Source organism: Erythrobacter sp. 'gip.4 top 5' (assembly GCF_056495765.1).
The window spans coordinates 51,543-65,632 of sequence record NZ_CP200270.1 but is presented as its reverse complement, the minus strand read 5'-3'; the positions used below and the strand labels follow the sequence as shown (position 1 = coordinate 65,632).

Annotated in this window: 16 protein-coding genes; 8 read left to right on the top strand and 8 right to left on the bottom strand. The window is 60.5% G+C overall.

The features are described from left to right. Nucleotides 1–24 precede the first annotated feature (24 nt). A complete protein-coding gene (locus tag ACRANW_RS00355) occupies nucleotides 25–789 on the top strand; it encodes a CPBP family glutamic-type intramembrane protease (RefSeq protein ID WP_479432613.1) in 765 nt (254 codons plus the stop codon). A 7-nt stretch (nucleotides 790–796) separates the two neighbouring features. On the opposite strand, the gene ACRANW_RS00350 is transcribed toward ACRANW_RS00355, so the two are convergent. From ACRANW_RS00350 to ACRANW_RS00340, 3 genes are all read right to left on the bottom strand, one after another. Beyond that, nucleotides 797–1,144 carry a heavy metal-binding domain-containing protein gene (locus ACRANW_RS00350; RefSeq protein WP_479432612.1) on the bottom strand — a complete coding sequence of 116 codons (348 nt, stop codon included), beginning with the start codon at nucleotides 1,142–1,144 and terminating at the stop codon, nucleotides 797–799. 84 nt (nucleotides 1,145–1,228) lie between these two features. Continuing rightward, the gene (locus ACRANW_RS00345) at nucleotides 1,229–1,474 is read right to left on the bottom strand and encodes a DUF2312 domain-containing protein (RefSeq protein ID WP_479432611.1); all 246 of its coding nucleotides are present in this window, start codon (nucleotides 1,472–1,474) and stop codon (nucleotides 1,229–1,231) included. A gap of 80 nt (nucleotides 1,475–1,554) precedes the next feature. Next, complete coding sequence (locus tag ACRANW_RS00340) at nucleotides 1,555–1,866, bottom strand: DUF1244 domain-containing protein (protein ID WP_479432610.1); 312 nt, start codon at nucleotides 1,864–1,866, stop codon at nucleotides 1,555–1,557. A gap of 66 nt (nucleotides 1,867–1,932) precedes the next feature. Here ACRANW_RS00340 and pyk point away from each other — a divergent pair, with 66 nt between their 5' ends. Both pyk and ACRANW_RS00330 read left to right on the top strand, forming a co-directional pair. Further along, a complete protein-coding gene (gene pyk, locus ACRANW_RS00335; RefSeq protein ID WP_479432609.1) occupies nucleotides 1,933–3,411 on the top strand; it encodes a pyruvate kinase in 1,479 nt (492 codons plus the stop codon). A 104-nt stretch (nucleotides 3,412–3,515) separates the two neighbouring features. Beyond that, nucleotides 3,516–3,851, top strand: coding sequence for an I78 family peptidase inhibitor (locus ACRANW_RS00330; protein ID WP_479432608.1), 336 nt, complete (start codon nucleotides 3,516–3,518; stop codon nucleotides 3,849–3,851). A 43-nt stretch (nucleotides 3,852–3,894) separates the two neighbouring features. Here ACRANW_RS00330 and ACRANW_RS00325 read toward each other — a convergent pair whose 3' ends face one another. Continuing rightward, nucleotides 3,895–4,275: a hypothetical protein gene (locus ACRANW_RS00325; RefSeq protein ID WP_479432607.1), complete on the bottom strand. Its 381-nt coding sequence runs from the start codon at nucleotides 4,273–4,275 to the stop codon at nucleotides 3,895–3,897. Between the two features lie 122 nt (nucleotides 4,276–4,397). Between ACRANW_RS00325 and ACRANW_RS00320 the strand changes: the two genes are divergently transcribed. The 5 genes from ACRANW_RS00320 (at nucleotide 4,398) to mmsB (ending at nucleotide 8,861) form a co-directional block, all read left to right on the top strand. Next, on the top strand, nucleotides 4,398–5,543 hold the full coding sequence (locus ACRANW_RS00320) for an acyl-CoA dehydrogenase family protein (RefSeq protein ID WP_479432606.1): 1,146 nt from the start codon (nucleotides 4,398–4,400) through the stop codon (nucleotides 5,541–5,543). Nucleotides 5,544–5,560: 17 nt separating this feature from the next. Then, nucleotides 5,561–5,935: a VOC family protein gene (locus tag ACRANW_RS00315; protein ID WP_479432605.1), complete on the top strand. Its 375-nt coding sequence runs from the start codon at nucleotides 5,561–5,563 to the stop codon at nucleotides 5,933–5,935. Next, the gene (locus tag ACRANW_RS00310; protein WP_479432604.1) at nucleotides 5,935–6,990 is read left to right on the top strand and encodes an enoyl-CoA hydratase/isomerase family protein; all 1,056 of its coding nucleotides are present in this window, start codon (nucleotides 5,935–5,937) and stop codon (nucleotides 6,988–6,990) included. Before ACRANW_RS00315 ends, ACRANW_RS00310 begins: the two co-directional genes overlap by 1 nt. Continuing rightward, on the top strand, nucleotides 6,987–7,781 hold the full coding sequence (locus ACRANW_RS00305; protein ID WP_479432603.1) for an enoyl-CoA hydratase-related protein: 795 nt from the start codon (nucleotides 6,987–6,989) through the stop codon (nucleotides 7,779–7,781). Before ACRANW_RS00310 ends, ACRANW_RS00305 begins: the two co-directional genes overlap by 4 nt. A gap of 213 nt (nucleotides 7,782–7,994) precedes the next feature. Next, nucleotides 7,995–8,861: a 3-hydroxyisobutyrate dehydrogenase gene (gene mmsB / locus ACRANW_RS00300; RefSeq protein WP_479432602.1), complete on the top strand. Its 867-nt coding sequence runs from the start codon at nucleotides 7,995–7,997 to the stop codon at nucleotides 8,859–8,861. Nucleotides 8,862–9,001: 140 nt separating this feature from the next. On the opposite strand, the gene wecB is transcribed toward mmsB, so the two are convergent. The 4 genes from wecB to ACRANW_RS00280 form a co-directional block, all read right to left on the bottom strand. Further along, nucleotides 9,002–10,150 carry a non-hydrolyzing UDP-N-acetylglucosamine 2-epimerase gene (gene wecB, locus ACRANW_RS00295; RefSeq protein WP_479432601.1) on the bottom strand — a complete coding sequence of 383 codons (1,149 nt, stop codon included), beginning with the start codon at nucleotides 10,148–10,150 and terminating at the stop codon, nucleotides 9,002–9,004. Continuing rightward, entirely contained in the window at nucleotides 10,147–11,451 is a 1,305-nt protein-coding gene (gene wecC, locus ACRANW_RS00290; RefSeq protein WP_479432600.1) for a UDP-N-acetyl-D-mannosamine dehydrogenase, read from the bottom strand. The genes wecB and wecC overlap by 4 nt, the downstream gene beginning before the upstream one ends. 98 nt (nucleotides 11,452–11,549) lie before the next feature. Beyond that, nucleotides 11,550–12,806 (bottom strand): glycosyltransferase family 4 protein, encoded by a 1,257-nt coding sequence (locus tag ACRANW_RS00285; RefSeq protein ID WP_479432599.1) that lies wholly within the window; start codon nucleotides 12,804–12,806, stop codon nucleotides 11,550–11,552. Between the two features lie 2 nt (nucleotides 12,807–12,808). Further along, entirely contained in the window at nucleotides 12,809–14,074 is a 1,266-nt protein-coding gene (locus ACRANW_RS00280; RefSeq protein ID WP_479432598.1) for a nucleotide sugar dehydrogenase, read from the bottom strand. Between the last annotated feature and the right edge of the window lie 16 nt (nucleotides 14,075–14,090).

Sequence of the window (14,090 nt, the reverse complement as noted above, 5' to 3'; positions counted from 1 at the left end):
GAATTTCACCGGAATGTTGGAAATATGAAAGCGCGCCTTACTCCGGCAGGTAAGGGCGATGCAAGGGTGCGTGTGGCGGGCGCGATGAGCCTGCGCGGGCGACTGGCGGACGTGGCGCGGTTTGCCACGCGGCCAAGCTATGTGTCACAGCCGATGGCATGGGGACGCGCAGCGATGCTGGCGCTGGCAGCGATCTTTGCGTTCGATCTCGTGCTTGATACCTTGGCATCGATGCTGACCGGGGTTTGGGATGCGCAGGGCCACTTCCTGCCAGAGCCGATCAACGAAGAAATTCCTCTGGCAGAGAATATGTTCAACGCGTTGCTGCTCGCTCCGCTGTTGGAGGAGGCGCTGTTTCGCGGCTGGATGCGCGGGCAAATCGCCGCGCTGCGGTTTGCGGCCTATGGTTTTGGCGCGCTTGCGCTATTTTCAGGAAACCTTCTGGTGCCGTCGGCTTACGCTGATGTCCTGAACCTTGCTGGGGCCGCGCTGCTGTTTGCAGGCCTCGTTCACTGGAGCCGAACAAAGCATCGCGACACGGCGGTGCCCGCGTGGTTTATTCGCCATTTCCATTGGTTCGTCTGGGGATCAACCTTGCTGTTTGGCGTCATTCATCTGGGCAATTACGAACCGCTGGTGCATCCGTTGGGCCTGCTGGTGGTGGTGCCGCAGACCCTTGGGGGGCTGCTGCTCGCATATAGCCGAACCCGTCTGGGACTTGGTCCAGCGATGCTCCACCACGCCGCCTACAACGCGCTATTCCTATTGAGCGACTACGGCTGGTGGTGAGACCCGCCTAGACCCGCACGGCGGTACCACTGGCACTGACCATCAGCATAGACCCGCGATCTCCGATGACTTCATAGTCGAGATCGATCCCGACCACAGCGTTGCCCCCGAGCGCGGCAGCTTCCGCCTGTAATTCCTCGATCGCCTGCTTGCGAGCGTCCGCCAGAATGCGCTCATATGAGCCTGAACGTCCGCCAACGATGTCGCGGATATTGGCGAACAGGTCGCGAAACAGATTGGCACCGACGATCACCTCGCCGGTCACGATGCCGAGGTAGTCCTGGATGGGACGGCCTTCGAGCGTCGGGGTGGTGCTGACAATTACGCCGCGCGAGTCTTTCCATGGGGATGCCATTAGCCTTATCTCCTCCCAAGCTGTCTTATCGACGTAAGACAGCTTGGTGCAATTTCAATGACAGAAAGACGCCGACGCTCCGACTTACGCCATGCCGAGCGCGGTCTTGTACGTCTCCAGCAGCATGTCCTGTTCGCTGCGATCGTCAGGTTTCATTTTTCGCAGACGCACGATCTGGCGCATGATCTTGGGGTCATAACCTACAGCCTTGGCCTCCATGTAAACGTCGCGAATGTCGTCAGCGATGCCCTTTTTCTCTTCTTCAAGGCGCTCGATGCGCTCGATCAGCAGGCGCAGGCGGTCATCGGTGGAATTGGCGTTATCGCTCATGGGGAAGGCTCCATCGGAATAAGAATCAGTTATGGCGTGCGATAGCTAGCCGCACGCCAAGGGTGAACCGCCGCGGCAAATTATTCCTGTGCGTTCTTCGCCACACTTGCTTTCATCCGTGCGATCTGCGCCTCTGTCGCGGAGGTTTGACGCGTTGCCTTCCATTCCGCACTCGGCATTCCGTGTATCATTTCGCGCGCTGTGTCTTTGTCACCGGGGAAGCCAGCATCGCGGATCCAGTCGGCCAGACAATTGCGGCAAAATCCGGTGAGACCCATCAGGTCGATGTTTTGCGCATCATGGCGGTGGCGCAGGTGGCGCACCAGTCGGCGGAACGCGGCCGCGGCCTGAGCATCGTCCAGCGAATCGAGCGGATCGGCATTGCTATTCATCACGGCTTTACCTTGAGTTGAAAAACGGGTGTGTCATAGCGCGCGGCAACCAAGGATACCCAAGAAATGTCACGACGCGATCAGGCACGGATCGACCCGCGCGGCCGCAAGGTCAAGATTCTCGCCACCATCGGCCCGGCCAGCCGCTCACCCGAAATGCTTGAACGGCTGATGCGTGCGGGCGCCGATGCCTTTCGTCTCAACATGAGCCACGGCACCCATGCCGATCACGAAGCGGCTGTCACGGCCATCCGCGCCCTGGAAAAGCAATTTGCGCGGCCGATTGCGATCCTGGCCGATCTTCAGGGCCCCAAATTGCGCGTGGGCACCTTTGCGACCGGGCAAGCGGTGATCCGCCATTCGGGTCACTTTGTACTCGATCGGGACGAAACGCCCGGTGACGAAAATCGCGTTTGCCTGCCGCACCCCGAATTGTTCGGTATCATGGAGCGCGGGCAGCGGTTGCTGATCAATGATGGCAAGATCCGCCTGAAGGTGCTCGAAGCATCGGGCAGTCGCATCCTCTGCTCAGCCGAAGTCGGCGGGGTGATTTCGGATCGCAAGGGCGTGAACGTGCCCGATGCCGAGGTGCCGATCCCGGCCATGACCGAAAAAGACCGCCGTGATCTGGCCTTTGCCACGGCACATGCAGTGGACTGGATCGGCCTCAGCTTCGTCCAACGGCCCGAGGATATTGCCGAGGCAAGAAAGCTCATCGGTACGCATGGCACGGCGATCTGCGCCAAGATCGAAAAGCCGCAAGCCATCCACCGGCTCGATGAAATCATCGAATTGGCCGATGGGATCATGGTTGCACGCGGTGATTTGGGCGTTGAGCTTGAACCCTATGAAGTGCCCCCGCTGCAGAAGCGCATGGTCAATGCTGCACGCCGGGCGGGCAAGCCGGTTATCGTGGCGACACAGATGCTCGAATCGATGATCGAGGCGCCGACGCCGACCCGCGCCGAAGTTTCCGACGTTGCCAACGCAGTCTATGACGGAGCGGACGCCGTCATGCTTTCAGCGGAAAGCGCGGCGGGTGCCTGGCCGGAAGAATCGGTCGCGATGATGGATCGCATTGCGGTGCAGGTGGAACGCGACGAAGGCTATAAAGAGCGGGTGCGCTTTCTTGACACGCCGCCCGATGCCACCACGTCCGACGCGCTGGCCCACGCCTGCATGACTATCGCCGATACCGTGCCAATCAGCGCGATCACGGTGTTCACCACCAGCGGTTCGACCGCACGGCGGGTGGCGCGCGAACGTCCGGCAACGCCTATGCTGGTGCTTACGCCCTCTCTTCGCACCGCACGGCGCATGGCGCTTTTATGGGGCGCTCATGCGGTAGCGACACAGGATATCGGTAGTTTCGAAGAGATGATCGGCAAAGGCAAACGCATGGCCCTGCGTCACAAATTTGCCCAAGCGGGCGCAAAACTCATCGTGCTTGCCGGGGTGCCGTTTGGAACTCCGGGGTCGACCAATCTGCTCCATGTCGTGAGCGTGACCGGCGATGAACTCGACAAGCATGAGAACGAGGTGTGAGAGCGGCTTTCACAGACTTACCCGCTGGGATTTCATGCGCGTCTAGCCCTGATAAGCCTTGGCTCCAAACGACGGGTCGGGCCCGGTTGTAAAGTGGAAAACTTATGCAGAACGAAGTGACAGCACGGATGTGTGTGTTCGCCGGAACAGCGATCATCATTCTGTCAGGTTGCGCTGTGGACAGCGGTGCCAATGGGACCGAACGCCCAGAGCGCGTGCAGCCGCCGTCCGTGGCAATGATGTGTAATTCCGCGCCTGTGCAAATTCACGTCGGCCAAGGCGCCAGCGAGGCGATTGGAGGGGTGATCGTCAAAGACAGCGGCGCGCGCAGTTTGCGCTGGGGTCCGCCCAACGCGGCATGGACAATGGACTATCGTGATGACCGAGTGAATGTTCGTTATGATGCGAAGATGACAATCGTCGAGATTACCTGCGGATGAATAGGGAAGGGCGGCCCGGTGCCAATTGCGCCGCCCGGATGGATCAGTTTGCAATCTTCGCCAACCGCCCCTCGATCAGCGTGGTCAGTGATGGAAGATCGGGGAGGGCATCAAGTTCTGCGGCGCTCACCAACACTTCAGGAACGGCGCTATTGTCGCCAAACAGGACTGCCGGAAGCGGCACGTCACGATCATCTATGTCGGCGCGGAATTCGTCTCGATAAAGAAACAGGCTACCGATCCCGATGCGGCTCAAAAATTCCCGCCATTCGTGCCGCATCGAAAATGCGCCATAGGTAAGCGCGCACAACGAACACGGATAGGTGCGAGGTGATACGATCTTGTGCACCATATCGCCGAGTGCAGACGGTAACCCGCCCTTGGCGTTGTACACGAAGATCAGCGTCGGCTTTGCAGGTGTCATCGTAATAATACGCCTGGCTTGCACCAGTGGATTTGGCAGAAAGACAACATCAGCAAATTTCTGCGCCTCGCAATCCTCCGACGCCCTTTTCGAGGACGCACAAGGTGGCTAGAGGGTCTGCCATGCATGGACAATTTCAACTCACCGATGATCAACTCGCCATCCGCGAAGTCGCTCAACGCTTCACCGCTGATAACATCACACCCCGCGCCGCCGAATGGGACGAGAAACACATCTTCCCCAAGGACGTGATCCAGCGCAGCGCCGAGTTGGGCTTTGGCGCGATTTATGTCTCCGAACAATCGGGTGGGATCGGATTGGGGCGCCTCGAAGCGGCGCTGATCATGGAGGCGATGGCCTATGGCTGTCCTTCGACATCCGCGTTCATCTCGATCCACAACATGGCGGCCTGGATGATTGACCGTTTCGGTGGGGATGCGGTCAAGGCGAAGTATCTGCCTAAGTTGATCACGATGGAGCACATCGCCAGCTATTGCCTGACGGAGCCTTCGAGCGGATCAGATGCTTCGGCACTTCGTACCACGGCGCGACGCGACGGCGATCATTACGTCCTTAACGGCACCAAGCAGTTCATTTCCGGCGCAGGCGCTAACGAAATTTATGCCGTGATGGTGCGCACGGGCGAGGATGGGCCGAAGGGCATTTCGTGCATCGTGATCGAAAAGGATATGCCCGGCGTCAGCTTCGGTGCGAACGAGAAGAAACTCGGATGGCATTCGCAGCCAACCGCGCAGTTGATCCTTGAAGATGTGCGTGTGCCGGTTGAAAATCGTGTCGGCGGCGAAGGCGAAGGCTTTGGCATCGCAATGATGGGTCTGGATGGCGGACGGCTGAACATCGGCGCGTGTTCGCTCGGCGGAGCGCAGCGGTGCTTGGATGAGGCGATCAAGTACACCAAGGAGCGCACGCAGTTCGGCCAGGCCGTGGCCGAGTTCCAGAATACCCAATTCATGCTCGCCGACATGGCGACCGATCTGGAAGCGGCGCGCGCGCTGCTCTATCTGGCGGCGGCCAAGGTGACCGACAACGCGCCCGACAAGACGCGTTTCTCCGCGATGGCCAAACGGTTGGCGACCGATAATGGTTCGTCCGTCGTTGATCGCGCGCTGCAATTGTTTGGCGGTTATGGCTATTTGCAGGATTACCCGATCGAACGCTTTTGGCGCGACTTGCGGGTGCACTCGATCCTTGAAGGGACAAACCAGATCATGCGCATGGTGGTGGGTCGGGACTTGCTGCGCCAGTGACAGGGCTGTGCCTAGCCATGGCGACATTGTTGGTGCCCGATTACGACGCAGGGATCACGTTTTGTGTGGATACGCTTGGCTTCGGTCTCATTGCGGACAATGATATCGGCGGCGGCAAGCGATGGGTCGTAGTCGGCGGCGCGCTAGGCGGACGACTGTTGCTCGCCAAAGCGGCCAATGCCAGACAATCCATAGCGATTGGAAATCAGACGGGCGGACGTGTCGGCTTTTTCGCCCATACAGATAACTTTGCAGGTACCCAGGCTCGCCTCATCGCGGCAGGGGTGGAGTTTTACGAGCCGCTGCGCCACGAACCTTACGGCACGGTGGCCGTTTTCAGCGACCCGTTCGGCAATCGCTGGGACTTGATCGAACCGAAAGAACCAACCTAATGACGGACGACGTCCTGATCCGCACCAATGGCCCGATCGGCCACATCAGCCTGAACCGCCCCAAGGCGCTCCACGCGCTGACGCTTGAGATGTGCCATGCCATGAGCGCGGCGCTCACTGACTGGGCGGATAATGACAGCATTAAGGCCGTAATTCTCGATCACGATGAAGGCCGAGGGTTCTGCGCGGGCGGCGATATCGCCTTCTTGCGCAATTCGGCGCTGAATGACGGTGGCGTATCGGGGCGCACGTTCTTTCACGATGAATATCAACTCAACCATCAGATGTTCAGCTATGCAAAGCCGATCGTGGCCTTCATGGATGGCATTACGATGGGGGGTGGCGTGGGCATATCGCAGCCCGCCAAGTATCGGGTCGCAACCGAAAACACCCGTTTCGCCATGCCGGAAACCGGGATTGGACTTTTTCCCGATGTCGGCGGCGGTTGGCATCTTTCCAGACTGGGGCGGCGATTGGGGCAATTCCTTGCGCTGACCGGAGCGCGGCTGGATGGGGCCGAGTGCCTTTGGGCGGGGCTTGCCACGCATTATGTGCCGCACACCATGCTCGAGGATATCAAAGCGCGAATCCATGACCACCCTGAGCGGATCGCGGGCATCCTGAGCGAACCCGTCGGTACCCCGCCCAAGGCGCGGATCGAAGCGAATGCCGACAAGATTGCCAAACACTTTGCGTCCGATTCCTATGAAGACATTCTAGCCAGCCTTGAGGCGGCAATCGAAGCAGGCGACGATTGGGCCATCAAGGAGCGTGACACGCTGGGCACCAAGAGCCCGCAGACCTGCAAGGTCGCGCTGCGACAGCTGGCGCAAAGCGCCGGACTCACCGATTTTGCCGACAACATGCGGATGGAATACCGCATTGCCAGCCGCGTTCTGACCCGCCCGGATTTTGCCGAGGGGGTGCGCGCGGTGATCGTCGACAAGACCAATGACCCCAAATGGAACCCGGCGACGCCCGAGGAGGTCAGCGAAGACCTGATCGACGCCATCTTCGCGCCACTACCTGTCGATGAGGAATGGAAACCGCTATGAGCTTTGAGACCATCACCGCCGAGACCGACGCGCAAGGGCACAAGGGCGTCACCCTCATCACGCTCAACCGACCGCAGGCGTTGAATGCGCTCAATTCCAAGGTGCTGGAAGAGCTGATCGCAGCCTTTGCGGCCTATCAGACGGATGGTTCGCAGCGGTGTGCGGTGCTGACCGGCAGCGGTGACAAAGCATTCGCTGCGGGTGCCGACATCAAGGAAATGAGCGATAAGGCGGCGGCCGATTTCTTTCTCGACGATTTCTTCAGCCCATGGACGGCCGAGATCGTCAAGAAGACCCGCAAGCCGTGGATTGCGGCGGTCAACGGGTTTGCGCTTGGCGGCGGGTGCGAGCTTGCGATGATGGCGGACTTTATCATTGCCAGTGACAAGGCGAAGTTCGGCCAACCCGAAATCAAGCTGGGCGTTGCCCCCGGCATGGGCGGCAGCCAACGCCTGACCCGCGCAATCGGCAAGTCGAAGGCGATGGAAATGTGCCTTACCGGGCGGATGATGGGTGCCGAAGAGGCCGAGCGCAGCAACCTCGTAGCGCGCGTGGTGCCGCATGAGGAATTGATTGCCGAGACGCTCAAGACCGCCGCGACCATCGCCGGAATGCCGCCGATGGCGGTGATCGCCAACAAGGAAATGGTCAACGCGGCATTCGAGATGACGCTCGATCAAGGCCTGGTCGTCGAGCGCCGGATCTTCCAGATCCTGACTGCGAGCGAAGATAAGGCCGAGGGCATGGCGGCCTTTATCGAAAAGCGCGAAGGGCAGTGGAAGGGGCGTTGATCTCCGCAATCTGGGTAGGTGTCGGGCTCGCTGGCCTGATCTATGCGCTGAGGTCTTGGCGCCGGTGGGCCAAGCGGGGGAGTGCTGCGCCGCAGCGGTTAGGGCTTTGGCCGCGGATGGCCATCCATGGTATTTTTGGGATGGGTTCGGCCGGGGCACTGGGATTGCTGATGTTTGGGATCGTGGGTGCAATAAGCTGATACGGAGAGTAACATGAAAATCGCCTTCATCGGCCTCGGCAACATGGGCGGCGGGATGGCTGCCAATCTGGTGAAGGCAGGCCATGAAGTCCGCGCCTTCGACCTTTCCGAGCCCGCGCTCGCCGCCGCGCGCGAGGCGGGATGCGAAACTTTCGCCACTGCTAAAGAAGCCTGCGCCACCGCCGAGGCGGTCGTCTCGATGCTGCCCAATGGCGCCATCGTGAGGCAGGTCTATTGGGACGACGTGATCGGCCATGCCCCCGAAGGTGCGATCCTGCTCGACTGCTCGACTATCGACGTTGCCACCGCGCGCGAAGTCATCGAAGTGACCGAGGCGCATGGCTACCACATGGTCGATGCGCCGGTTTCGGGCGGGATTGCCGCCGCGAATGGCGGAACGTTAACTTTCATGGTCGGCGGCACCCCGGAAGCCTTCGCTCGCGCCCAGCCCATCCTAGCTGCGATGGGCAAAGCGGTGATCCATGCAGGCGACGCGGGCAACGGGCAGGCGGCGAAGATCTGCAACAACATGCTTCTGGCGATCCAGATGATCGGCACCTGCGAGGCCTTTGCCATGGCCGAGAAACTGGGGCTGGACGCGCAGACATTCTACGATATTTCCAGCGTTTCATCGGGTCAGAACTGGTCGATGACGTCCTATTGCCCCGTCCCTGGCGTCGGCCCGGTCAGCCCTGCCGACAATGATTACCAAGGCGGTTTCGCCGCCGGGTTGATGCTCAAGGATTTGCGATTGGCGATCGAAGCAGCGCAAGGCGCGGGCGCCAAGGTCGACCTGGGTGAACACGCCCGAACGATTTATGAGGCCTTTGCAGCTGATAATCCGAGTACCGATTTCTCGGGCATTATTCGCAGCCTTTAGCGCGACGCGATCGCGCCACCGGCGTTTTTCTGCATTCTGGATTGCGGCGGTGGTGGCCTAGGCCGGACCCACCACGGTCTGCGTCTGCTTGCGCGGCCAACATTTAGTGAAAAAACGTGCCCCGCCGCTTGGTCAGCCAATTAGTGCGCGGCGGCAATCAGCCGCGCAATGCGCAGGCTGGCGTCTCCGTCACCATAGGGATTGTGGGCCCTCGCCATAGCATCATAGGCTTTCCGATCATCCAGCAACCGCGCTGTTTGCTCGACGATTTGGGCACAATCGGCTCCGACCAAGCGGGCCGTTCCAGCCGTGATGCCTTCGGGTCGCTCTGTGGTATCGCGCATGACAAGCACTGGTTTTCCCAAGGCAGGAGCCTCTTCCTGAATGCCGCCAGAATCCGTGAGCACGAGATCGCAGGCCGACATCATTGCCACGAAATCAAGGTATTCCAGAGGCTCGATCAGGGCGATATTGTCATGGCCTGAAAGAGCTGGGCGCATGACCTCAGCCACCTTGGGATTGGGGTGCATAGGGTAGATGATCGCGACATCATCGCGCTCTGCAAGAGCCTGTAAACCCTTCGCAATCTCGGCCATGCCAACGCCAAAATTTTCGCGCCGATGCGCTGTGACAGCAATGATGCGCCGCTGTGCAAACCGCGATTTAAGCGGGGCGATGGCCGGGGCAAGGGCCGGGTCGGCGGCGATCTTCCGCTGTGCGAACAGCAGGGCATCAATCACGGTATTGCCAGTGATGTGAATGGCGCTTTCGTCGACATTTTCAGCGCGCAAGGCTGCGGCCGCCGTTTGCGTCGGGGCGAAATGCAGATCGGCGATCACGCCGGTGACCTTGCGGTTCACCTCTTCTGGCCAAGGCGAATAGATGTCGCCGCTGCGCAATCCCGCTTCAACATGGCCCACGGGAATGCGCCGAAAATAGCACGCGAGGCTCGCCATCATCGTCGTCAATGTGTCGCCATGCACCAGCACCCGGTCAGGCTGTAGGGCGTCAAGCGCTTCGCCAAAACGTGTAAGCAAACGCGCGGCGAGCCCGTCCAATGACTGGTCTGGCTGCATCAGGTCGAGGTCGAGGTCGGGTCTAAGACCAGCCAAGGCGAGGACGGAATCGAGCAATTCGCGGTGCTGCGCGGTCACAACAACCTTCACATCGAAGCGCCCGGTTTCGCGTAGGGCGGCAACCACCGGAAACATCTTGATCGCTTCAGGCCGGGTGCCGAAGGTGACGAGGATGCGGGGCTTCCCGCGCGTTTCGCTCCCCAAACCGCTCACCGTCGCAGCATACCGCGTGTATCGAACACCAGTTTGCCCGCAAGGTCTTGCGGAGACAGGTGCCTGAACGCGGTGTGATCGACCAGCACCACCACAATCTCCGCTTCCCGCAGCGCCGCGTCAAGCGTCATCAGTAACGCACCGCTGCCGTCAAACGCCTGAGGCAGTTCATCGGTGAAAGGCTCGACAACCAATATGCGATCCCCATGCGTGTGGGAAAGGCTTTCCGCGATTTCGAGCGCGGGGCTTTCGCGGAAATCGTCGATGTCGGGTTTGAAGGCGAGGCCCAGCAAGGCGACCTTCCCGGCAGGCGCGGCATCAAGCAAGGCGCGGACCTTGTTTTCGGTATGGACCGCCTTGTGGTCATTGACTTCGCGGGCGGTCCTGACGAGGCGCGCGGCGGTTGGAGCACCTGAAACCAGAAACCACGGGTCCACCGCGATGCAATGTCCGCCCACACCGGGGCCGGGTTGCAGAATGTTGACGCGTGGGTGACGGTTGGCGAGGCGGATCACCTCCCACACATCCACCCCGATCACATCTGCGATCATCGAAAGTTCGTTTGCAAAGGCGATGTTCACATCGCGGAAGGAGTTTTCAACCAGCTTGACCGTCTCGGCCACGCGGGCCGTGGTGTAAAGGCAATCGCCTTTCACAAAGCTGGTGTACAGCACCGCGGCACGCTCGGCGCAGGCTGCGGTGACGCCGCCGATCACACGATCATTGTGGACCAGTTCGTTGACGATCCGGCCCGGCAAAACGCGTTCGGGGCAGTAGGCCAGCGCAATGTCTGCCTCGGCGTCGCAGCCGTCCCGCGGGACGACCAGATCCGGGCGCACTTCGGCGATGATCGCGGCGACGCGTTCGGTGGTGCCGACCGGTGACGTGCTTTCCACAATCACACACGCACCGGGCAAGATCTTGGGCGCAATCGCGCGTGCTGCGGCTTCGACATAGGTGATGTCGGGCGTGTTGTCCGGACCCAGAGGCGTGGGCACCGCGATCATGTAGAAACTGGCGGTCGGCACTTGCGTCGAGGCGACCAGCGTTTGCGCCGTGATGGCATCGTGGACCAGCTTGTCGAGATCGCGCTCCTCGATGTGAACGCCGCCCGCATTGACCGTGTCGACCACCTTTTGCGAAACATCCACGCCGCACACGCTCCAGCCGTAGCTCGCGAGCAGGGCTGCGGTCGGTAGACCAATGTAGCCCAGGCCGATCACCGCGACCTGATGGTCGGGCATAGGTTGGCCGAGTGCCTTGCGCTCAAGCGCGGCAGTGGCATCGAAAGGAGCGTTCATGCAATCATCGTCCCAGTGTTCTGCCGGGGTAATGGTCGCAAAGCCCTTAAAATCGCGTTAGGCTTGCTGTGGTTTTTACCTTTCGCCGCCTTTCGCGGCTACTTGGTCAGGGCCTGAGTATAGGCGGCCAGCAAGGGTGTGATCTGGTGCTGCCAGTTCAACTCGTTCACCACCCGCTCGCGGCCATAGGCACCCATGCTTTCCCGCGCGGCGGGATCATCAACCAGCGCGGCGATCTTTTCCGCCATGTCGACGGGATTGTTCGCCTCGGCATAGAGCGAGGCATTCTGCGCCGAGAACCGCCCTTCGGTGACATCAAACTGGACCATCGGCTTGCCCAGGCTCATATATTCCATGATCTTGTTCATGGTCGACTTGTCGTTCATCGCGTTCACCCGGTCGGGGTTCACACCGAGGTCCATGGTCGAGAGCACCTCGAACAACTCCTGATCGGGCGCACGGCCGGTGAAGGTGATGAAGTCCGAAAGGCCGCGCTGCGCAGTCATGTCCTTAAGCTCGGCCAGCGAAGGCCCGCCGCCGACGAGCACGAACTGGATGTCCTCGCGGTGCATGACGCGCACCAGATGCTCCACCGCATCGATCAGCAGGTCGATCCCTTCCTGCTCGCCCATCACCCCGACATAGCCGACCATGTGCGCCCGGCCGTTTTTCCAGCTATCCACCGGGGGCACGCGCCTGAGTTTCGACAGATCAGGGCCCGAGCGCACGACATGGACGCGATCGGGTGCCATGCCGCCGCGTTCAATCGCGATCTTGCGGTAGGAATGGTTGGTCGCGATCGAGACATCGGCGGCCTTGAAGGTCAGCTTCTCGAACAATACCATGAGCTGCCAGAAAAACCCGCGCTTGTTAAACTTGGCTTCGTAAAGCTCGGGGTTGATGTCGTGATGATCGAAGATGTAGCGTACGCCCAGCAGCTTGAAGGGCAGCGCGACAAGAAAGATCAGATCGGGCGGATTGCACCCCTGGATCACGTCGATGCGGCGCTTGAAATGGATCTTCCACGCCAGCACCGTCTCCCAGAACAGCGCCGCGCCATATTCCGCCAGAAAGCCGATCGCGCCCTTGGCTTCGAGCGGGAGCGGGTGGCGGTGGATTTCGATGCCTTCGATCACCTCGAAGCGGCTCTCATATCCCTTGCCGGTCGGGCAGATGATCGAAACATGCGCGCCCGCCGCCTTCAAGGTGCGCGCTTCCTGCCACACCCGCCGGTCAAACGGCAGGGGCAGGTTTTCGACCACGATCAAGACATGGCGGTCCTTCAGCGGCTCACCGGGGATGACAGCGGGGATGCCTTCTTCGGCAGACACGCTGGCTGCGAGCGCGGTGTTCATCGTCAGGCGATGGCGCTGGTGTCGACCAGCCGGGCGGTGTCAATGTTGAGCGTGTCGATCAGCCGGTTGGTGGCGATGATGCGCGCATAATCGCCGCTTTCGGCAACCTCCTTGGTCACCATCAACCCGTCAATGCGCGGCAGCACCGAATAGGCATAGCCGAGGTTCTGACCCACCAGATTGTCGGGCGCGACCTTGGGATCGTAAATGTCGAGATCGAAGCCTGCTTCCAACAGCTTGCGCGCCATGTCGACCGCCGGGCTTTCGCGCAGATCGTCGGTTTCCAGCTTGAAGGCGAGGCCGACCAACAGCACTTTGGCTCCCGGTTCCAGCCCTTGCGTGGCAGCGAGGAACTGGTGGTGCTTGTGCGCCTCGTTGGATCGGATCAGCGCATCCACCAGATGGGTGGCGGAACCTGTATCCGCCGCGATATATTGCAGCGCACGCACATCCTTGGGCAGGCATGATCCGCCAAACGCGCCGCCCGGGCGGGTGTAATAGGCCGACAGGTTCAATTTGGTGTCGCTCTTGAAGATCGCGTGGACTTGCTTGGCCGAGATGTCGAGGTTCTGACACACCCGGCCGATTTCATTGGCGAAAGCGACCTTCACCGCGTGCCACGAATTGTCGACGAATTTGGTGATCTCGGCCTCGCGCAGGCCGACTTCGAACACGGGCGCTTCGATCCCTTCGTTCATCCTTGCCATGTTGACCGAAGACCTGCCTCCGAGCGTGCCGATCACGATCTTGGGAGGGTTGAAGAAATCCTCGATCGCGGTGGCTTCACGCAGGAATTCCGGGTTGTAGACCAGTTCGACAGCAGTCTTGGCCGCTGCGCCCAGATGGCCCTCGATAATCGGCCAGATGATGTTCTCGCAACTTCCGGGGCGCATCGTCGAACGGTAGGCCAGGGTTAGCGGAGTGGCGCGGTCAGGCTTCAACCCGGCTGCGATCGCGCGGGTGACCTGCGCAATGTAGCTCATGTTGTGTGCGCCATCGACGCCGCTGGGTGTGCCGACGCAGACAATAGCAATGTCGCAATCGTCGAGTTCGTTGTTGAGAGTGGTGGTGGCGGTGATCCGGCCATCGGCATGGGCGGCGGCAATCAGATCATCGAGACCGGGTTCATAAACCGGCGCGCGCCCTTCGTTAAGGGCGGCAACCTTGGCATCGCTGACGTCGATTCCGATAATTGTGTGACCTTGGCTGGCGATACAACCTGCGGCCGTAGAGCCAACGTAACCCAGCCCGAAAATGGCAACTTTCACGAATATCCCCTAAAAG